Below are 18,940 nucleotides of genomic sequence, written 5' to 3'. Positions count from 1 at the left end.
AAAATGACACCGAAACGCTACACCAAACGCCGCCTATCCCGTTACCCCGATAGAAACGGCAGAAAGATTAACTATTAAAAGTCAACCCCAAAAATGAATGGTGGTGGTGAAAAGAGATAGTTCAAGAAAGGTATAGCAAAGCAGAGGTCCGTAGGGACCCCGGCGTAGGCTAACAAGATGGAATTAGGCCGCCAAGCTGCAATAAGGCTGTCTGGATCTTTCCAGGGCAAACAGCAGACGAACTAACTTTTTGGTGGCATGAGAAAGTGCGACATTGTAGTGTTTGCCTTCATCTCTTTTCTTAGCAAGGTAAGCAGCAAAGGTTGGGTCCCAGTGACAGACATACTTGGCTGCGTTGTAAAGAGCGTAGCGTAAGTATCGAGAGCCACGCTTCTCCATGTGGGGATAGCAATTTTTGAGCTGCCCGGACTGGTAAGTAGAAGGCGACATTCCGGCGTAGGCCAATAATTTGTCCGGCGACTCAAACCGAGAGAAGTCGCCGATTTCAGCAAGAATCATGGCAGCCATACGAAAGCCCATGCCAGGGATAGTTATAATGGGAGACTGTATCTTGTCCATCATTGTCTCAATTTCAGCCTCGATTTCAGCGATCTCAGCATCCAATTCACGGATAAGCCGGATGGTATGTTGCAATTCCAGGGATTTGGCAGGCATACAGGACCCAACAGAATTCTGAGCAGCGCTCCGGATAGTAACAGCCATATCCCGACCGTAGCGACCTTTGGAGGCGTTTCCCAAAAGGGTTTTGAGCCTTGTCAGGTGTGCCTTGGCAATCTGTTTGGAACCTGGAAACTCTTCCAGCAGAGCGTAGACAGTCGCCAAATGGAGAGAGGACACCAGCTTCTCCAGTTCAGGGAAGAGAATGCAAACCAGTCTGGAAATTGAGCTTTTCAGCTTTGCTCGTTCTTTCACCTTGTCAAAACGGTATCTGGTGAGTGACTTTAGTTCCTCGTTGTGATATGCTGTATTCGTGTAGGGTTTGAGGCCCACATCGGATAACAGCATAGGGTGCGTCTTTGTAACCGCCATATCTCGTCCACCGCCTTTTTAATGTCCTCTATATCCTGCCTGTAAACCGTCCCCGTCGCATTGGCGCGTTTTGCAATCTGGTTGATGTTCCGGCTCACCGCTTGCAGTTCCCGGATATATGCTTTTGTGTCGCTTCGGTCAACGACAAGAATATACCCGTCTATCGCCATTTTACGGAAGTATGCCCCATACTGCTTTATGGGAAGCTGCTTCATCTTCTCGTCGATCAGCCGCTTTTCTTCTTCCGTACCCTCGGCTTTCTTGGCCTCGATGTCCACCATGCGCTGGACGCCCTGGGGCTGGCGAAGCTGCTCCCGGATGCTGGGCTTGGCTCCCAGGCTGGGACGGGCAGCGTTGCGCTCCAGAGCAGCGCCCACGGCGGCGCGGTCAAAGTCGTCCCCCAGCTTGCGGGCGGTGATGGGTTTCGTTCGGTCGGGGGTGAGGTAGGACAACCGGCCCCGGCTCTCCTTGACAGTGATGCCCCGCTGCAACAGCCGCTGGGCAAAGTCCTCGAAGCTGACAGCCACAGCGAGGACGGCTCGGATCTCCCGGCGTAGCTTCTCTTTGTCCGTTTCAAACTTGGTGGGCGGCTTACCCTGGGCGGCGGCTTCGGTGTCCAGAGCAAGCTGCCCTTTCTTCTGCGCCCAATACTCCCGTTCGGTGACACGGTTTTTGCTCCCGCCCAGCAAGTCGATTTGGTACAGCCCCGCCCCCTGGCACAGCTCCATGACCTCGGCCCGGAAGTGGCGCATGGCTGCGGCGGTGCAGCGGTGCTTGGCCCCAGCCTGGGTGTCGCTGGCCCTGTCCATGTACGGCTTGCGCTCCGCCTCGGCCACCCGCAGGGAGTTGATGACGATATGGACATGGATGTTGCCGCTGTGGTTGTGGCCGTCCGGGTGGGTGCAGACCAGGGCCTGGTGTCCGGGGAACTGTTCGGCGCAGAACCGCTCCCCCAACGCCTGGGCCTTGTCCATCGTCAGGCCGTGGTCGGGGCCGTCCCTGGGGTCAAAGGACAGGATGTAGTGGTGGCTTTTCACGTCCTCCCGCCGCTGGTTCTTTCCGTAGCGGAGGTTGGCCCGCATACAGGCCACGGCGAAGTCCTCCCCGCCGCAGTTCAAAGAAGAAATGCGGTAGTCCTGGCGGGGGACAAGCCGCCCGTTTTCGTCCAGGACGGGCCTGCCGGTGAACTCGTCATGCTCGAAGGTGAGGTACTGCTCCGCCGCGCCGTAGTCGGCATTTTTAGAGCTTAAATGTTTCAGTGTTGCCAATGGCTTCACCTACCTCCCGAAGCACCCGAAACTTCAAGGCAGCGAGGTCGGACAGCTCCGCCCGAACCTCGGCGGCGAGGGCATTGTACGGCGTCCCGAACTCGTTCAGATAGCGGGCGATCTGGTTGAGGTTGCCGCCGATCTTCCCGTACTCCCCGGTCAGCCTCCCGATGGAGGCAAGCAGCTCGTCATTGACGGGGGACACGATGATGATGGGCTTGACGGTCGCGCCGGTGATGGCCTGCCGGATAAATTCGGACTGGCTCATGCCGTAGGCGGTCAGGCGCTCCATGAAGTCGGCGTGTTCTTCCTCGGTCACACGGGTCTTGATGATGCGGTCGCGGTGGGGCGTGTTGTAGCGTTTGGACAATAATTTTTACCTCCTATTTTTCAAATTTGCGTCCGGGCATAGTTCCCCCATTGTACTCTTTTCCATATTCAGTTGTCTGGGGGAGGTTCCTGTTTCTAATCCGTGATGAAGAAGTGGGCGTTGGCCTTCGGAAATACATTGAACCCAGGTGGTCAAGACCATCTGGGTTCAAGTGATTTTCATATTCACTTCTTATATCTCACTCATCGTCAAGGCTATTATAGAGCAAAATCACAGTGTTGTCAAACAATTCCAACGTCTACTTTTGTCGAATAGGCACAAGGGCCGGTGCGGATGCACCGGCCCAAGGCGGGTTTGGGGTGGCAACCCCAACAAGTAGCAGACCAGGGGGACAAATGAGCGAAAGCGAAATTTGGGCCACGGGTCGATACTTGCTCTCGCTCTCGCTCTCGCTCTCGCTCTCGCTCTCGCTCTCGCTTCTCTTTACATTGACAACACAAAGCCCATTTGCTATAATATCGCGAAGAAGAACAGCCATGTTGTTCTAATTTCAGTATCGGAGGTATTCATATGGCAAACTGCAAAAACAGAAACAAGTCTTTTAACGGCGCTTTGGGCACTTTAGGAGGCCTTTTCTAAAATCACTGTTAGAAAGGGCTGAGAAGTTTGCCCTTCCTGCGCGGCAGTCGGGCTTGTTTCACAAAACAACCCACTGATTCGTAAAGGAGAATGTAACTTCATGTTTGCTAAAAATTCAAAGGCATATTCTGTCTACCTGCTGTTCCGATTTGTCTTTTCCCTGGCGGTTTCTATGTCCACAGTGCTTTCCATCGTGTACCACCTGGAGGTGGTGCAGCTGGATGCTTTCCAGCTTGTCCTGGTAGGGACGGTTCTGGAGACCTCCTGCTTTCTGTTCGAGATACCCACCGGTGTGGTGGCGGATTTGTATAGCCGTCGGCGCTCGGTGCTGATTGGAATGTTCCTCTACGGCCTGGGCTTTCTGATGGAGGGTGCGCTACCGTGGTTCGCGCCGGTTCTGCTGGCCCAGGTTGTCTGGGGTTGCGGTGATACCTTCATCACCGGCGCTCTGGAGGCGTGGATTGCCTCGGAGGAAGAGGACAAACCCATAGACAAGGTGTTCCTGCGGGGCAGTCAAATGGGGCAAATCGGCGGCGTTCTGGGCGTGGTGCTGGGCACACTGCTGGGAAACATAAACCTGCAAATGCCTGTCATCTTGGGGGGCAGTTTGTGCTTGTTGTTGGGGCTGGTGTTGGTTCGCATCATGCCAGAAACCAACTTCTCCCCTGCTATTGAGGAACGGCAGGGCTTGCTTAAAGACTTTGTCTGCCTGTTCAAGCTCAACCTGGGCTTTGTGAAAGGCGCACCTGTGTTGCTGGCGCTCTTAGCAATCACACTATGCGGGGGACTTGCCAGTGAAGGCTTTGACCGGCTCTCCACCGCTCATTTTCTGGATGACACGGTAATACCCGTTATCGGGCCGCTGAACAGCGTCACTTGGTTCGGTGTTATCAGTCTTATCGGCAGCGGCTTAGGTATTCTGGCTTCTCAGTTGCTCATCGCCCGCATGGAGAAAAAAGGGACTGTCAGCCGAACCAGTGTGGTCATGTCCACCAGCGCCGGGTATATCCTGTGCCTGGTTCTCTTCGCGGTGGGGCGGAGCTTTTGGTTCATGTTGTTGGTGTTCCTGCTGGCGGGGCTTATGCGCACCATCAAGGAGCCTGTGCTGGCCGCCTGGATGAACGACCATGTGGATGAGAAAATGCGCGCCACAGTCTTTTCCACCAGCGGACAGCTGGACTCTTTCGGGCAGATCATCGGCGGGCCTATTGTGGGGCTGGTAGCCCAGCAGGTGTCCATACCCTGGGGGCTGGTCTGTACCGCTTTCCTGCTGTTGCCCGCGCTGTTCTTAGTGCCGGTGGCGGGAAAGAAGCGGGATTGATATGGCATAGTTAAGTTTACTGACGAGCGGGAGATTACTTCCGCTCGTCTTCATTTAGTAGCGCAAAATTTGAGGACTCTTTATTTCCTTATTCGGTATAGCGGAGGCGGCTGTCAATTCGACATAATTTTCTTGTGATACTTTACCGTACATGAGCATTGGAGGCGGGGTTGTCCTGGCCGTAACCTTCCAGAAGGTTGATGCCGCCCCACACGCACAGGCCGCCGCCCAGCGCGATAACCAAAGTCTGCAAAACCTCAATCGACTTTGCGAAGAAATCCATAGATCAATTCTCCTTTCGTTCGTTTGAATTGTTGGGTTGAAGGTCGGTTGCTTTCAATTCGTACAGATCGAAAGGCTCGTCCGGCTTCACGATGGCCGGTCTGCGTTTCATGTACCGTTCAATGTCAAATGTGTTTTTCTTGTCGGCGTCGGCAAGGTATTTGTAGCGAGGGTGGCGGGTTATATCAAACTTGTCGCTGAAAAACGGCCGTACCCCTCGTAGCTGCAAGATACACTTGCCTCCGTCCATCACCGCGATCTCGTCCTGGGTCATCAGCTCTTTACCACAATGTCAAGTGATGAATTCAAAATAGGCAAAAAATAACCCTTCTCAGTTAAGAGAAGGGTTTAGTAACGGCAATACTATATAAGAGCATTGACATAGGATGAGTAAAAATTATTTATGGCCCTCGTATGTTTCATTTACATATTGCATCTCTGAATATAATGGTGCAAATCCGCATTTTTCATAAAGAGGTCGCCCCATATCTGTTGCCTCCAAAGAGATGTAAGTAGTTCCACGATCAAGGCATTCCTTTACTAAAAGATCTAAAACTTGTGTTGCAATTCCTTGCCTTCGATATTTAGGTGCAGTATACATATTAATTATATATGCTTTTTTCCCTGTTGGTTTATAGTATGTAGGTAGCACTTGATAAAAACATACTCCACCTGTACCAACACAGGTATTTCCATCAAAAGCAAGATATGCGATATGTGTCTCATCTGGGATTGAGTTTCTATAATATTGCTCGACCTGATTCTTTACAAAATTCCATTTATCTGTACTACCTGCACCGATTGCAGATTGTAACAAAGCAAGCCGACATTTTAGCAGTAACGGAATGTCTTCTATTGCTGCTTTACGAAATTGATACATTGTTGTTTCTCCACTTGTTAAGAATGTAATTGTTAAATTTCACCCTAGGAAAGCTTTATGACGTATAGATATCATATAGATATTCCGCTCTTTTAACGATTTTACTGTGCAGGTATATGTTTTGCCATCGTCGCTTTCAAATTGTGCAACATATTGGATCGCTCCACCTATAACATAGTCATAACGCAATGTTAAAAGTTGAATATCTGCAAAGTAGAGATCATCAAAAAGCAATTGAAATGTTGCCTCTTTATTAAATTTTTTACCGTAATTGCGGGGATATATTACAAATATATCATCATCATCTACATCAAATTCGCCATTAATTCTATAATGAAATTCTAGTGTTTCTTCCCGAGCTTTCATAGCTGGAATTGAGCATTGAACTCTATCTAAAACTTGATTGCGTTGGTTTCTCATGTCTCCAGTACAAGGCTCAGGTATAATGGAATAATATTTATCTTGATATTTAATAAATGTACTTGGGTTTTCTCTACTGTCATTTTTTTCAGGAATCCTCACTAATGAACCTATGGCATGTAAAATTAGTGCATCAAATTTCTTGCCGTGTTTAATAAGATGGAATGTATGTCTATAATCAACATCAATAACTTTATTGTCTGCACATCCATTAAAAAAGTGAAAAGTAAAGTTACTGCGAGTAATTATTAAACTACTTGTTTTTGGCTCATTATCATAATCATTATTGAATTTATGAGTTAAAAAATCAAGATAAACCATATAATTAATTGTATTTACTCTACCACGATGTGCCAAAATTCGAAGTGCACGAAGTCTGCTATGTTCCCGAACCCAACATAGATATAAAAGGATGGAGCTTCCAATGAGAACGAAGATACTTGCTGCAAGCCAACTTGAAAGACTGTTTTGTGTAACCGCAAGCACAATTGTAAGAATAGCTGCAATAACATTAACTATGGTAACCACAAATTCACAAATCTTTAGTAATATCTTCATTTGAAATTAAACCTCCTTTCTCACGCACCATCGAGCCTTAAACAATAGTAGCTATCCTCTATTAATTACGATAACTTAAGTACTAAGTATCTCCCCGACAAAGTTATAAACAATCCTGGCTTCCTGCACCTTTTGTCCGTCAACCTTTTTGACTTCGCCAATCAGAATCCGACTGATCAGCCGGTTCAAAACGGCTTCGTCCAATTCCTGTATGGTGGCATACTGCCGAATCTCCCGGATAAAGGTGCGGACTTCACTTTCCTGAGAATCAGACTGCTGAAGCATTCGAATCAGTTCCTGCAAACGGCGCTGATTTTCTTCCTGCTCCTGCTCCATAGCAGTGGTCAGCTTCACAAACCGCTGCTCAGAGAGCACACCCTTGGCCTTGTCCGTGTAAAGACTCAGGAACAAATCGTCAATTTCCCGGTTTCTGGCTTCCAAGCGTTCACGCTCTTTCTGCATCTCGGAAGCATCCGCCATATACTGGCGCTCCATCCGGCTGCTCAACCGCTGATAAAAGGCATCTGCATCTTTGAGTGCCATCGCTGCCAGTTCCTGAATGTCTTTCAGGACGAGATTATACAAATCCCTGGCTTCGATTTTGTGACTGGTGCAGGCGCCTTTGCCCAGCCGGTTATAGGTCTGGCAGATATAATACGCCTTATCAATCGGTTCCCGCTGCTCGCCGGTAAAGCGGTTTGTGCCAGTTCTGCCGACCTTCTCATACCGCACCTGCATAGATTTCCCACAGGTGGCGCAGTAGATAATACCGTGGAACAGGTTGTAGAAGGGGCAGGCATTGCCTTTCATAATAGGTGGCCTGCGATCTACGATGGCCTGTACCTGCTCCCATTCCTCCGGTGTCACAATCGCTTCATGACAGCCCTCAATGATTTCCCAGTCCTCACGGGGAATAATGTCATAGGTGTTGGAGCGAATCCCTTTCTGGTGAGTCCGGCAAACCAGATGAGCGCCCTTATAAAAGGGGTTACGCAGGATATGGCTGATTCTTGCGCCGCCCCACGCATAGTAGTTGACATCGCAGGCGGTATTTCCTTTTACTCTGGTGATGGGAACCTTGTCCTCCATCAGCTGCTTGGCAATCCGCATACAGCCCCAGCCATCCAGTGCCAGGTCATAGATTTTGCGAATCACCGGCGCAGTCTCCGGGTCAAGGATCAAATGCCCCCGATCCTCCGGGTCACGCATCAGCCCCAGGGGAGGCTGTCCGCCACAGAACTTTCCTTGTCGGGAACGGGTCATACGCCCCGCCAGTACTTTCTTGGAAATATCCCGGCTATACATATCATTCAGGATATTCTTGAAGGGCGTGATGTCCATTTCCTGACGGGTCAAACTGTCCACACCATCGGTAATGGCGATATAACGGACATTGTGTTTGGGGAAGAAGATTTCAATATAGCTTCCGGCTTCGATATAATTTCTTCCCAGTCTGGACAGGTCTTTGGTAATGACACAACCGATTTTACCGGCCTCAATATCGGCAATCATACGCTGAAAAGATGGACGATTGAAATTACGGCCTGTGTAACCATCGTCCACATAATACTCATACTGGAACATCCCGTTTTTTTCGGCAAAGTCCCGGAGCATAAGTTTCTGGTTGCTGATACTCATACTCTCGTTATCGCCGCCATCGTCCAGAGAAATACGGCAATAGAGGGCTGTGATTTTCTGATTGACTTGTTTTTTCCTGCTCATAGTAATCTCCTTCTATGAACAGGGACACGATATACATATTATACCATGCCCCTGTTTTTTCTTCAACAAATACCCTCAGCTTGCCTTGCGTTCCAGCCATTCTTCAAAATGTTCGCAGGTTTGCCGTTCAATGAGCTGTTCAAAGGCTTCCTGCATGGTTTTATCACCTAAAAACTCCCGTATCACGATAAACTTTACTTTTTTGCTCTGCTTGTTTTCTTGCTTTTGGTTTTTCTCCATAGGCTACCTCCATAGATCAGAAAAGCCAGACAAAGGGCATCGGCAACGAAGTCCGGCAACGGACTCCGAAAAACCTGTAACCTATCGTCTGACCATCGTTTCTTACTTTTCAAATTTTCTTGTGAAATCTCGTTGCTTTCGTTGTCAGAGAACAGATACCCACCAAAAAGCCTTGCTCTATGGGTATTTATTGTATCTGCACCCCTGTTTTTGTAGCAACAAAGTCAGCAACCAGCCGACAACCAACTGGGCAACAAGCCCTGTAAATCAGGCAATCCACTCCTTTGGCAGCTCCAGTTGACGGACTTCTTCCTCGCTCAGCTCCACAAATCCACCTTCGTTGTCGGGCGGTTCGTTGCCGGAAAGCTCCCGTTCCCAGCCACGCTGCCGCCCATAGCCCGCAAACATTCGAGGATTAGAGAAAGGCTTCCAGCCCGTCACCACTGTGTTCATGATCTCGTTGATGTTGTGTAGCTGCCAACGCTTCGGCTCCTCAAAGGCGTGTCCCAACGCTTCCTTGAATAACTGCTTGGAGCAGACCACATTGCCGGTGTAGTGTTCCAGAAACCCCTGAATCTGCCCGGCTTCGGTATCCTCCGGCATAAAGTCCTTTTGAACCTCCACCAGCTGCTTCTGAATCGCCTTTGAAAACTTCATGGAATACTCTCCGCTGCGGTAAATGGTCATAGCCTCCGCCCACACCTGCAACAGATATTCCCTGGAAGCGGCTTCGTCCTCCAGAATGTGAACCTCCGCTTTCTCCGGGGAAATCATCACCGGCAGGAACCGGCGATTTCCGGCTCGGTCAAGGGGCAGAAAGTCCAGCGTGTTGGAGGAGCCACCGAACACACACTGCCGCAGCCGGTCTTTTGGCTGGGATTCATAGGGTGTGCGATAGGTTTCCTTTTGGCGACTGATAAAGGAGCGGATCTCCTCGATGCTCTTGGCGTTACTGGTGGCAAGCATCTCCGACATCTCGATGATCCAGTGGCCTTGCAGCTTGGCAAACACCTTATCATCATCCAGCTTTTTCAGGTCATCGGAGAACCACTCATCTTGTATAGCCAGGAATCGAAAGAAGGTGGACTTTCCGGCTCCCTGGCCGCCCACCAGACAAAGCAGCTCCTCATATTTGGAACCTGGATGGAACACCCGGCGGATGGCTCCCAGCAAGAAGTGTTTCAGCATTTCTTCCACATAGTCGCTCTCATCCGCCCCCAGAAAGTAATGCAGGCAGGAGTGCATCCGAGGTATGCCGTCCCACACCAGACCATTGAGCACATCCTGAATGGGATGATAGCAGTTTTCGTTTGCCACGATGGAGAGCGCCGCCATCAGCTTCTTTTCACTGGTCAGGCCATAGTTCTGCTCAAAGTAAAGGAGCAGATATTTGACATCGGTATCGGTCAAGGCGCTGGTGCTTCTGCGCCAACCCAGATCCCGCACAATGTCCACACGGTCGGTCAGCAGATTTAGTCGGATTGCGCCCCGCAAAAGCGGATCTTGGCAAAACACTGTGCGGCAATTTCCAATGGTGTTGGCCGGTTGTCCTTTCTCGGTGACGGAGAGACTTTCCCGCACTTCATCAACGGCCAATTCCTCACTTTCGGCCTGCTGGGTTGCAGGCACTAAACTCTGCGATTCGCTGTTCAATGTTTCTCACCTCCTCAAGAGAAAAGCATCTGATTTCTTCGCAAAATCAGATACCTTAAAGCTCCATATCCTGCTTTTCCTGCCGCTTTTTCCGCTTGGATTCTCTCTGTGCGCTGTCCTGCTTGGCTTTTTTCAGGAAAGCAAGAATGGATTCCTTGGCCTTTTCCTGAATCTGCTGTTTACCTACCTGTTTAACCTCCGGCTGCATCAGCTTCTTCTGGATTTTTGTCAGGGCTGACTGCATGGCGTTTTTGATTTTTGAAATCACCCCATCCAACCGGGCGGCGGCATACTCACGCTCTTTTGGCGGAGCTTTCCGTTCCGGCGAGAGTACCCAGTTTTTCGTTTCCTCCACCAACCGGAGATCCTCTTTGTGGGTTTCCTGCCGGACAGTATCGGTGACAACCTCCACCGCCTTGTCATAGGCAATATCCGAAACTTCCTCCACAAGTGTTTCCACATCCTCAATTTTCAGGGTCAGCTCCTCCAGCTTCTGTTCCTGCGCCGCCAGCTGCTCCTTTTGCTTCATCAGAATGTAGTCCTGCTTTTCCAGATACGCCCGCCCGCCATAGGACGGCTCCTGCTCCAGATGAACCCCATGTTTGAGGCTGATGTCAAAGAGCATCGTCCGGCATACTGCATCAAAAGTCTGTTTTCGGTTGTTGTGTTTGCCCTTGGGTTTACTCGGATCAGGCAATTCAAAGCCCAGTTCCTCCAGCGCCTTTTCCTGCTGGGGGCACAACTCCCCATACCGGTTTTTGCAGTCAAACACATGGCGCTCGTGGATGTGGGGCGTACCCTCATCCAGATGCAGCGCCCAGTCCAGAATGTGGATATGGGAACCAAAGCGCCGTTCAAACTCCTCGTAAAATTCGCTGACAATGAGTGCCAGCGCACCCGGTGGAACGGATTCTTCCATGGTGCCGATCTGGTAAATACTCTCCTCGGGACAGGTCTTGTTATTTTTCAAAAGATCTTCCACTGTGCGGTTGCGCTCGGTGTGTCGTGTTTTCTCGTTCCGGGCATTCTGGGCATCCACATGGTCGGAATAATGTTCGTAGTAATACATTCGCTCAATTTCTTCGAAGCTAAAATCCGGCTGTTCCGGATTTTCCCGAAGTTCCGGGGTAGTGAAACCACGGTAGCAGTCCCAGTACACATTTTTCTTAGCTCGCTGGGCGTCAATGTGTTCGCTGTTTTCCACATCAAACCGGCGGTCATTGTGCCGGGGATTATAGGTGCCATGCTTGCCGGAGCGTCCGTTGTGCCGTGTCAGTTTCAAATTCCATCCCTCCAATCTCTGCTAATTTTCCCGAAGGGGGAAGCAGCGGCGAAGCCGCCAAACCTGCGGATTTCTGCGTCAGGTAATACCCAGTACGAGTTGACGCAAGGCATCAACTCTCCCTGGGCAAGGCGTTTCACCCTTGACCCGATGGGGCGGCTGCCCTCAACCCGCCAATGGGCTTTGCCCCTTGACCCCAACAGGGCGCTGCGCCCCTGTACCCAGCACAAAGGGCTTACCGCCCTCTGTACTCCTGCCCGGAGAAGCTGACTTCCAACACTTGTACGGTTTCTGTCAGCTCCTCCGGCTCTGAATGCTCCTTTTGTCGCATTTCCCGGCAGGGTGATGCAGGGGTATCCCGTTACCAATTCACCGCAAAATACCGAGTGCAGACCCGCTATTTTCCTGTAAATTGACCCGGTTTCAGGCGCTCTTCTTGTCCGTCCGCAAGACCTGAAATCCGTGCTGTTTGGCGTATTCTCTGGCAGCCGCCAACCTCTCCTCACTGTACGGCGGTACCAGACGGATGGACAGGCGGGACTTGTCCATCACATAGGTCACACTGCCCTCAGTGGTGCTGCGCTCCAACCGGCACAGCTGGGGATACTTGCGGCTGAACTCGGCCAATCTGCGCTTCAGATCGGCGTTAAAGGTGTAGATACTGGCGGTGTCCTCCGCCTCGTTCCAGTTGATGATGGTTTCTTTCTCATACTTAGACAGCTTCGTCATACAGATCCTCCTCATACTCGGTGTTCTCCTTTACCAAACGCAGGCGGCGCTTGGCACGGTAATACTCGTCCATCTCCGCACGGAGCTGATGATAAAAGCCGGTGTACCAGCGTTCTTCCATCTCCGTTTCCATCTTCCGGGCCAGCTCCAGCATCTGGTGCTTAGCCTGCGGGTCAACAGTCAGGGCGGTCAGCCATTTCAACCGTGTCACCGTGTTGTGGTGGTTGGGACAGGCAAAGGCATACAGCACTTTCTTTTCCCGGATACTCAATTTCATAAAATCAACCTCCTCGTATAATAAGATTCAAAGTTAATAATTTCAGGCATCAGCAGGCATTGAGATGCCCGTGATACAATAGCTGTAGGACAGCAGGGTCAAGCTCTCCACCTCCTTGTTGAGCCACAAGGCTGCTTCATTTTTAGTCTGTTCCCCTGAGCCGGAAGTCAGCTGCAAACTCATTGGCTGTTTGCCGGAGGCAAGGCCGCCCTTTCAGCAGTGAGGGCTTTCGCATTGGTCTGCCCCGGAATGATTCTGATACGCGAGGTTGCGGATGCTTCGGTTATCATGGGTATCTCAAAGCCTGCTGGCCTGAAATCTCCATGTGGGGAGGTGAAAATTATGAACCCACTATTCGTTGGCATTGATGTGAGCAGCAGAAACAATGTGGCCTACCTGATGAAACCCGACGGCAGCAAGCACTCCAGCTTTTCCATACAGAACAACCTGGGTGGTGCTAAACTGTTATCAGAGAAGATCGTGTCGGCACTGCGTTCCATGCAGCTCAGCGATGTGGTGATCGGCCTGGAGGCCACCTCCATCTACGGAGACAGCTTGGTTTACGCTCTCCGGGAGGATGGCAGCCTGGGCCGGTTCCAGCGGAAGATCCATGTCCTGAATCCAAAGCAGGTCAAAAAGTTCAAGGAAGCCTATCCCGACCTGCCCAAGAATGACTTTGTGGACGCCTTTGTGATTGCCGACCATCTCCGTTTCGGCAGGATCGCCAAGGAGGTCTATATGGACGACTACCGCTACCAGGCGCTCAGGACCCTTACCAGGGCCAGGTTTGACGTGATCCAAAACCTGACCCGGGAGAAACAGAGATTCGCTAACTACTTATTCCTCAAATGCTCCGGCATAGCCCAGGACAAGGACATCCAGAACACCAGCGCCACCACTATCGCGCTCATGGAGCGGTTTGAAACTGTGGATGATCTGGCAAACGCCGACCTGGACGAACTGACTGCCTTTCTGGATGAGAAGGGCAGAAACTTCGCTGACCCGGCTGCCAAAGCCAAGGTTATTCGAACTGCCGCCAGAGACTCTTACCGCCTGCCTGTTACTGTGAACAATTCTGTAAATCAGGCGATGGCAGTCTCTATTGCCTCTATGCGGGCTCTGGAAAAGCAGGTCAAGGTGTTGGACAAGGCCATTGAACAGCAGTTTGAAATCATTCCCAACACCCTGACCTCTATCCCCGGGATTGGCAAGGTCTACTCCGCCGGGATCATCGCCGAGATCGGCGACATTCACCGTTTCAGCTCTCAAGCCTCGGTTGCCAAGTTCGCCGGCCTTGTCTGGACACAGCACCAGTCCGGTGAATTTGAGGCTGAACACTCCCGGATGATCAAGTCCGGCAACCGCTATCTCCGCTACTACCTGCTGGAAGCCGCCAACTCTGTGAGAAGATGCGATTCCGAGTTCCGGCGCTACTATGACCTCAAGTATCAAGAGGTCAACAAGTATCAGCATAAACGCGCACTCGCTCTCACTGCCAGAAAACTGGTTCGGTTGATCTTTCGGCTGCTGAAGGACAACCGCCTGTATATCCTGCCGGAGGGCTGAGCGTACCGCTTGCCGCTCTGGCGCATAGGCCCTGTTTCAAAAAACTCAGGGACAGGGCTTGGATTGGTGTTGTCTTTTTCCTGCCTACATGGTCCTTTTTACTCATTCCCATTTGAAATTTTCTTGCATCACCTACTTGACTTCATACCATTGGACTAAAAAGAATAATGTTTATTTGTGTTAGTTGCCGGGCTATTCTGGTGTCGTTCCTCTGCCGAATCTCACAGCAGCGTATCGCTCCCGTTGGTACGCTCGTTCCGGTCAGATACCGGAAGTCTTGGCACTACATCCCCAGGGAGCATATCCCACGCAGACCGGTCATTCAGTTTTCAAGGTTCTGTGTCTCCTGACAAAACTCATTTTACCGAAAAAACAGGCCCTCTCCCGTATGTCCAAAACGATGGAAAACGGCTTGAAATCAGCATATTTCCACGCTTATGGAATCATGGTATAATGGTTGAAAACGGCAGGATTTTCCTAATGAGAGGGGGAATTTGGATGCATACAAAGCTGTCGATCCCGGAGCGGTTAAAAGACTTGCGGGTGGTAGATAAGCACCTGACGCTGGAGCAGCTGGCCGAGCAGACTGGGCTTTCCAAATCTGCTCTCAGCAAATATGAGAGCGACGATTATAAGGACATCAGTCCCTTTGCCATTGCTACGCTGGCGGAATTTTACGGGGTGTCCACCGACTACCTGATGGGGTTGTCGGAAAACAAAAATCACCCAAACACAGAGCTTCAGGCCCTGCATCTGAGTGATGATATGGTTACATTATTGAGCAGCGGGAAAATCAACAACCGGCTGCTGTGTGAGATTGCCACACATGAGAATTTCCAGCGGCTGATGACGGATATTGAGATTTTTGTTGACCGGATTGCCGATATGCGGATTGCCCAGATGAATCTGGTGCTGGAGGCCACCCGACAGGAAGTAATCCGCAGCCATGCGCCGGGAGAGAATGACCTTTATGTCCGTACCCTGGAGCTGGGACAGGTGCAGGAAAGTGACTTTTTCAGCCACACGATCCATGATGATCTTGACAGTATCGTTCAGGATATTCGTCAGTCCCACGTCACCGACCGCACTACCGCCGATCCGCAGCCGACTTTCACGGAGGTCAAGGAAAAGTTTGACCGTGCCATGCAGCTGGGCAGCAATGAGGAACGGGTAATCCACGAATTCTGTGATCAAATGCAGATTCCCTTTGACAAGATTGCTTCTGAGGATTTCTCGGCGTTTATGCGGATACTGAGCCTGTCCAAACTGCTGAAAAATCCCAACAATATGAGGGGAAAGGCCCGTCCACAGGCATACCATGGGACAAAGAAGAAAAAGCGGAAATAGTATATAGAGGAAAAGTTAGATTAATATGGTATTCTATGCAGTGGCATCCTCAATATACCCCCGTGGTGTTTTGTCTATGGTTTGATTTATTATGCGAAATAATAAAAAAGAATCCTGCCAATCAGAAAATCGGGAGCTGCCCGTTGTACAACTCCCGATTTTCTGATTGTTGCTATTTAACAAAATCTCATATAAAGATCAATCCCTCTAAATATCAAATTTCAGTGTATGAAATACTGTACTCAAAAAGCTTCATCTGTGGGTCTTGCTTGACTTTTTTTTGAAGTTCATCAGTAGGGCTATTTAGACAAATGATCCCGTAAACATGTTGTCCGGGTTTTGCAATGTCCGCTTCTACCCACTCGACATATGTTTTGGTTTGGGCATAGGCATCATCGTAACCCGAGTCTTTTTTCAACTCAATCACATACAGATTATTGTCATCACCTGTTGCCAAAATATCAAGTCTACCAGTACGAAGAATAAATTGTCTGCCGTACACACCCCTTTGCTGATAGACCTTTAGCGGAAGCCCAAAAACTGGAATGCCATACTCCATTCTCTGAACCAGTTCATCTTCAAGTAGTTTTTCACTGGTAAATTGATGTTTTTTTATTCCAATGTTAATAGCAGGAGCATTAGCTGTACTATCTTGGGAATCTATATCCACATCATATTTTTTTTGTCGTCTGGGGGCGCTCAATCCTAGCAATAAGTTGCTTTGATACTTTATACCCACTTTTATGAACAAATTGTTTTGCTTTGTCCGCTTGCCCTAATGCCAGATAAGTACGAACAAGATTATTAGCCGCATAACGGATGTCTCTTTTTTGCGACAAGCACTTACGGAACACTTCTTCTGCATCATGGTATTTCTTCTGCTTGAACAAGCTATATCCTAGATTGTTCATGGCATTCTCTGCTTCTGGGAAAATATCTAATGTTTTTCTATAATACGCTTCTTCTAACTGATAGTTGCGTTTTTTCCCATAGCACCAGGCCATCCAGAAATAAATATTATCCATATAGAATATGCCTGTGGAATCTTTCACATCCTCATATTGCTCCAAATATGAAAGCGCATTATTCCACATCTGCATATTGTAATAAGTATACCCTAACAGTTCCTTGGCCAAATATATATCATCATTGATTTGCAACACTCTCAGCAGTGCATCCGCAATATCTTCGTTTTTCGCACTGTAATATACGCTTTCTAAAGCCTGACACATTTCTGAAATTCCCTTACCCACTCCGGGCCTATTGAGTAGTTGCCCCAGATAACTCCACATTCCGGGAATGCCTTCTTTTAGAGGCAATACTAGGCAATAAATAAAGTCTCCACATAACATTATTTCGCCTTGATCTAAATAACACTGCACTTTTGCGGGTACATATTGTGCAAGTCTTTCATTAATTGCTCCAGATTCTCCAGTGAGCAGGTCGATTACGGAAAAATATATTTGCTTGATGGGATCATGTTCTGGCAATTGCTTCACAGCATTTCGATACTCAACAAAGCAAGGATCGCTAGTAACATTGTATTTAATTAACTCTGAATATCTCAGATACCCCATTGTTAAGCTGTCTAAAAGTAGGTCGCAGTATTGGCTCTGCAATTTATCATGGAACAATGGCGATGCAGAGGTTACGATATTTCTGCATTTTTTAAAATCTGATTCTTTAGAAAAATCAAGTTGACCATACACATCGATAAGTTTATTTTGATAGGAATTAAGTTCCTTGGAATCTACCATGCTAAATTCCTCCTGACAATTTAATGTCCGATATTAATGTATTTGTTGGCGTTAACGCTCTTTATATCACTGGCTTCCTTGCCGTAGTACCAATTGATAAATAGATGTTTGTCGTTCTGTCTTTTAGAAGGATATCAAGCAGTTCACGGCTGTATTGAGCAATATCTTCTTCGATCACATCCAGTTTTTCTTCAAATTGCATGATACGCCTCCTCACTATCATTATGGCAACTCATTGTTGGGACTCCGGGATAAACTCAAGAATATCATCTACACCGCAGTCCAGAGCAATACAGATTTTCTCAATGGTCTGCATGGCAATATATTCATCCCGCTTCAGACGGGTAATAATGTTCAAACTGATTCCTGCTTGTTTAGCCAACTGATTATTGGTCATTTTCCGGTCGATCATCATCTTAAATAGCTTATTATACTGAACTGCCATAAGCATCCTCCGGTCTTTTACTGGCTTGTAGGTGTTTATTAAGTATATCACGAACTCGTGATAATTTCAACGGAACTTTGATTAACAAAATAGAGCCGTCCTTCTATGTTGAAAGAACGGCTCCTTGATTTTCTTATTGGTTTACACATCAAGATGTTTTCAATAATTGTCCTTGTCGTTTTCCAAAAGCGCATAGACTTCTTGCATCAGCATTACCCCCAAAGAAAATCCGTACTGAAAGTGTGCTTCTAACTCCATACAGTGAACATCAATCACATGAGTGTGAAACTGGTTGACCAGCTCCATCTGCTCTTTAGAAAGTTTTTCCTCTAACTCGGTAAGCAGCTCTCCGGTGTGCCTATGTAGCTTGCGGTATTCTTTTTCATGAGGAACTACTTGTTCTGCGGGGTAGATATTACCACAATATAAGTCATCTAACACCATCTCACAGCACCTCTTTTGTATTATAGATCAGTTCGTGACGGACAATTTCCTCCGCACGGTTTCGGATGCTGTTCATGGCTCCGACCCATGCCATCTGATCTTGGGCTTTCAATTCCTCTGTGATTCCCTCAACTTCTTTCATCTGGGCAATGATACAATCCAGCCGGTTCTGTGCCTGCTCGTTCAAATCGCTCAGATATGTCCAGAGTTTGCCGGTCAAGATCAGGTCATTATACCGGACTGGATGGCACTGCTCCAGATAGGCTTTGTGCATACGACCCCAAATCCCAATGGGGCGGCTTTCCTCCGGCAGCTGTAAGTCGGGGATATAGTAGTCACCGACCAGCGCATAGCTGATGCCGTTTTGACAGGTTTTCTTCGGTAAGTGTTCCATAAGCGACCTCCTGTATTCGATTTTTCTCCGAATCCAGCTGTTCGTGTCCCCGTTCATGTCAAATCCAAGGCAGCTGAACTCTTCACCAACAAGTATGGCATATCCTTGTATTATAGAGTAGTAGTTATTAGAGCCCCTCTCCAAGGGCTGTGCTACACTGTAAGGGATGCTGTGGATTGGTTGGCGGCTCCTACCACAAGATGGTTCACGAAAGGTTCCAACCACAGCCCCTTACAATTTTGTTAATCAGTTAAATACCGCCAGACGGTTTATGTGGAACAAGGCTACAAAAGTAAGGTGTACTGTGGATACAGCATCACATATTTTCTCTGGAG

The 18,940-nt window shown here is 48.8% G+C and carries 19 protein-coding genes and 3 pseudogenes; 3 read left to right on the top strand and 19 right to left on the bottom strand.

Annotated features, from left to right (window positions below):
- Positions 1-183 precede the first annotated feature (183 nt).
- The 3 genes and pseudogenes from EFB11_RS02300 to EFB11_RS02290 all read right to left on the bottom strand — a co-directional run.
- Positions 184-1,026: pseudogene (locus tag EFB11_RS02300) on the bottom strand (transposase); the annotation flags it as partial.
- Positions 963-2,318, bottom strand: coding sequence for a relaxase/mobilization nuclease domain-containing protein (locus EFB11_RS02295; RefSeq protein WP_164706556.1), 1,356 nt, complete (start codon positions 2,316-2,318; stop codon positions 963-965). The pseudogene EFB11_RS02300 and the gene EFB11_RS02295, both read right to left, overlap by 64 nt.
- Complete coding sequence (locus tag EFB11_RS02290; RefSeq protein WP_243115145.1) at positions 2,290-2,688, bottom strand: plasmid mobilization protein; 399 nt, start codon at positions 2,686-2,688, stop codon at positions 2,290-2,292. The genes EFB11_RS02295 and EFB11_RS02290 overlap by 29 nt, the downstream gene beginning before the upstream one ends.
- A gap of 700 nt (positions 2,689-3,388) precedes the next feature.
- On the opposite strand from EFB11_RS02290, the gene tet(40) reads away from it, so the two are divergent.
- Positions 3,389-4,609, top strand: a complete 1,221-nt coding sequence (gene tet(40), locus EFB11_RS02280; protein WP_002578914.1) for a tetracycline efflux MFS transporter Tet(40) — start codon at positions 3,389-3,391, stop codon at positions 4,607-4,609.
- 154 nt (positions 4,610-4,763) lie between these two features.
- On the opposite strand, the pseudogene EFB11_RS02275 reads toward tet(40), so the two are convergent.
- From EFB11_RS02275 to EFB11_RS02235, 10 genes and pseudogenes are all read right to left on the bottom strand, one after another.
- Positions 4,764-4,892: pseudogene (locus tag EFB11_RS02275) on the bottom strand (Maff2 family mobile element protein); the annotation flags it as partial.
- 3 nt (positions 4,893-4,895) lie between these two features.
- Positions 4,896-5,177 (bottom strand): annotated as a pseudogene (locus EFB11_RS02270) (type IV secretion system protein VirD4); the annotation flags it as partial.
- Between the two features lie 111 nt (positions 5,178-5,288).
- The gene (locus EFB11_RS02265) at positions 5,289-5,771 is read right to left on the bottom strand and encodes a GNAT family N-acetyltransferase (RefSeq protein ID WP_122788759.1); all 483 of its coding nucleotides are present in this window, start codon (positions 5,769-5,771) and stop codon (positions 5,289-5,291) included.
- A gap of 39 nt (positions 5,772-5,810) precedes the next feature.
- Positions 5,811-6,749, bottom strand: a complete 939-nt coding sequence (locus EFB11_RS02260; RefSeq protein WP_122788758.1) for a hypothetical protein — start codon at positions 6,747-6,749, stop codon at positions 5,811-5,813.
- Positions 6,750-6,824: 75 nt separating this feature from the next.
- Positions 6,825-8,471 (bottom strand): recombinase family protein, encoded by a 1,647-nt coding sequence (locus EFB11_RS02255; RefSeq protein WP_122788757.1) that lies wholly within the window; start codon positions 8,469-8,471, stop codon positions 6,825-6,827.
- A 75-nt stretch (positions 8,472-8,546) separates the two neighbouring features.
- Positions 8,547-8,711: a hypothetical protein gene (locus EFB11_RS16660; RefSeq protein ID WP_164706555.1), complete on the bottom strand. Its 165-nt coding sequence runs from the start codon at positions 8,709-8,711 to the stop codon at positions 8,547-8,549.
- Positions 8,712-8,978: 267 nt separating this feature from the next.
- Positions 8,979-10,340: a VapE domain-containing protein gene (locus EFB11_RS02250; RefSeq protein WP_442906847.1), complete on the bottom strand. Its 1,362-nt coding sequence runs from the start codon at positions 10,338-10,340 to the stop codon at positions 8,979-8,981.
- A 79-nt stretch (positions 10,341-10,419) separates the two neighbouring features.
- Positions 10,420-11,646, bottom strand: a complete 1,227-nt coding sequence (locus EFB11_RS02245; protein WP_122788756.1) for a serine/arginine repetitive matrix protein 2 — start codon at positions 11,644-11,646, stop codon at positions 10,420-10,422.
- Between the two features lie 423 nt (positions 11,647-12,069).
- Entirely contained in the window at positions 12,070-12,375 is a 306-nt protein-coding gene (locus EFB11_RS02240) for a molecular chaperone (RefSeq protein WP_122788755.1), read from the bottom strand.
- Complete coding sequence (locus tag EFB11_RS02235; RefSeq protein WP_122788754.1) at positions 12,359-12,652, bottom strand: hypothetical protein; 294 nt, start codon at positions 12,650-12,652, stop codon at positions 12,359-12,361. Before EFB11_RS02235 ends, EFB11_RS02240 begins: the two co-directional genes overlap by 17 nt.
- Before the next feature lie 342 nt (positions 12,653-12,994).
- On the opposite strand from EFB11_RS02235, the gene EFB11_RS02230 reads away from it, so the two are divergent.
- Together EFB11_RS02230 and EFB11_RS02225 are read left to right on the top strand one after the other, a co-directional pair.
- On the top strand, positions 12,995-14,218 hold the full coding sequence (locus tag EFB11_RS02230) for an IS110 family transposase (protein WP_122788753.1): 1,224 nt from the start codon (positions 12,995-12,997) through the stop codon (positions 14,216-14,218).
- Between the two features lie 498 nt (positions 14,219-14,716).
- Positions 14,717-15,565, top strand: a complete 849-nt coding sequence (locus EFB11_RS02225; RefSeq protein ID WP_122788752.1) for a helix-turn-helix domain-containing protein — start codon at positions 14,717-14,719, stop codon at positions 15,563-15,565.
- Between the two features lie 214 nt (positions 15,566-15,779).
- Here EFB11_RS02225 and EFB11_RS02220 read toward each other — a convergent pair whose 3' ends face one another.
- The 6 genes from EFB11_RS02220 to EFB11_RS02195 all read right to left on the bottom strand — a co-directional run bounded on the left by EFB11_RS02220 (position 15,780) and on the right by EFB11_RS02195 (position 18,605).
- A complete protein-coding gene (locus tag EFB11_RS02220) occupies positions 15,780-16,235 on the bottom strand; it encodes an endonuclease NucS domain-containing protein (RefSeq protein WP_122788751.1) in 456 nt (151 codons plus the stop codon).
- A gap of 1 nt (position 16,236) precedes the next feature.
- A complete protein-coding gene (locus tag EFB11_RS02215) occupies positions 16,237-17,322 on the bottom strand; it encodes a tetratricopeptide repeat protein (RefSeq protein WP_122788750.1) in 1,086 nt (361 codons plus the stop codon).
- Positions 17,323-17,383: 61 nt separating this feature from the next.
- The gene (locus tag EFB11_RS02210; protein ID WP_206424138.1) at positions 17,384-17,524 is read right to left on the bottom strand and encodes a hypothetical protein; all 141 of its coding nucleotides are present in this window, start codon (positions 17,522-17,524) and stop codon (positions 17,384-17,386) included.
- 30 nt (positions 17,525-17,554) lie between these two features.
- Positions 17,555-17,767 carry a helix-turn-helix domain-containing protein gene (locus tag EFB11_RS02205; protein ID WP_040646951.1) on the bottom strand — a complete coding sequence of 71 codons (213 nt, stop codon included), beginning with the start codon at positions 17,765-17,767 and terminating at the stop codon, positions 17,555-17,557.
- A 159-nt stretch (positions 17,768-17,926) separates the two neighbouring features.
- A complete protein-coding gene (locus tag EFB11_RS02200) occupies positions 17,927-18,211 on the bottom strand; it encodes a DUF6809 family protein (RefSeq protein ID WP_122788749.1) in 285 nt (94 codons plus the stop codon).
- 1 nt (position 18,212) lies between these two features.
- On the bottom strand, positions 18,213-18,605 hold the full coding sequence (locus tag EFB11_RS02195) for a TnpV protein (protein ID WP_122788748.1): 393 nt from the start codon (positions 18,603-18,605) through the stop codon (positions 18,213-18,215).
- Positions 18,606-18,940 lie beyond the last annotated feature (335 nt).

The sequence above is a fragment of the Intestinibacillus sp. Marseille-P6563 genome (assembly GCF_900604335.1).
Lineage (GTDB): Bacteria > Bacillota > Clostridia > Oscillospirales > Butyricicoccaceae > Butyricicoccus_B.
Note: the sequence above shows the minus strand (reverse complement) of the source record. Positions and strands in the feature narration are given on the sequence as shown.

What these genes read in the sequence shown, in the direction of transcription:
- EFB11_RS16660 (WP_164706555.1), bottom strand. Translation starts at nt 8,711, where the DNA reads ATGGAGAAAAACCAAAAGCAAGAAAACAAGCAGAGCAAAAAAGTAAAG.
- EFB11_RS02195 (WP_122788748.1), bottom strand. Translation starts at nt 18,605, where the DNA reads ATGGAACACTTACCGAAGAAAACCTGTCAAAACGGCATCAGCTATGCG.
- EFB11_RS02225 (WP_122788752.1), top strand. Translation starts at nt 14,717, where the DNA reads ATGCATACAAAGCTGTCGATCCCGGAGCGGTTAAAAGACTTGCGGGTG.
- EFB11_RS02235 (WP_122788754.1), bottom strand. Translation starts at nt 12,652, where the DNA reads ATGAAATTGAGTATCCGGGAAAAGAAAGTGCTGTATGCCTTTGCCTGT.
- EFB11_RS02255 (WP_122788757.1), bottom strand. Translation starts at nt 8,471, where the DNA reads ATGAGCAGGAAAAAACAAGTCAATCAGAAAATCACAGCCCTCTATTGC.
- EFB11_RS02240 (WP_122788755.1), bottom strand. Translation starts at nt 12,375, where the DNA reads ATGACGAAGCTGTCTAAGTATGAGAAAGAAACCATCATCAACTGGAAC.
- EFB11_RS02230 (WP_122788753.1), top strand. Translation starts at nt 12,995, where the DNA reads ATGAACCCACTATTCGTTGGCATTGATGTGAGCAGCAGAAACAATGTG.
- EFB11_RS02210 (WP_206424138.1), bottom strand. Translation starts at nt 17,524, where the DNA reads ATGCAATTTGAAGAAAAACTGGATGTGATCGAAGAAGATATTGCTCAA.
- EFB11_RS02265 (WP_122788759.1), bottom strand. Translation starts at nt 5,771, where the DNA reads ATGTATCAATTTCGTAAAGCAGCAATAGAAGACATTCCGTTACTGCTA.
- EFB11_RS02205 (WP_040646951.1), bottom strand. Translation starts at nt 17,767, where the DNA reads ATGGCAGTTCAGTATAATAAGCTATTTAAGATGATGATCGACCGGAAA.
- EFB11_RS02215 (WP_122788750.1), bottom strand. Translation starts at nt 17,322, where the DNA reads ATGGTAGATTCCAAGGAACTTAATTCCTATCAAAATAAACTTATCGAT.
- EFB11_RS02200 (WP_122788749.1), bottom strand. Translation starts at nt 18,211, where the DNA reads ATGGTGTTAGATGACTTATATTGTGGTAATATCTACCCCGCAGAACAA.
- EFB11_RS02260 (WP_122788758.1), bottom strand. Translation starts at nt 6,749, where the DNA reads ATGAAGATATTACTAAAGATTTGTGAATTTGTGGTTACCATAGTTAAT.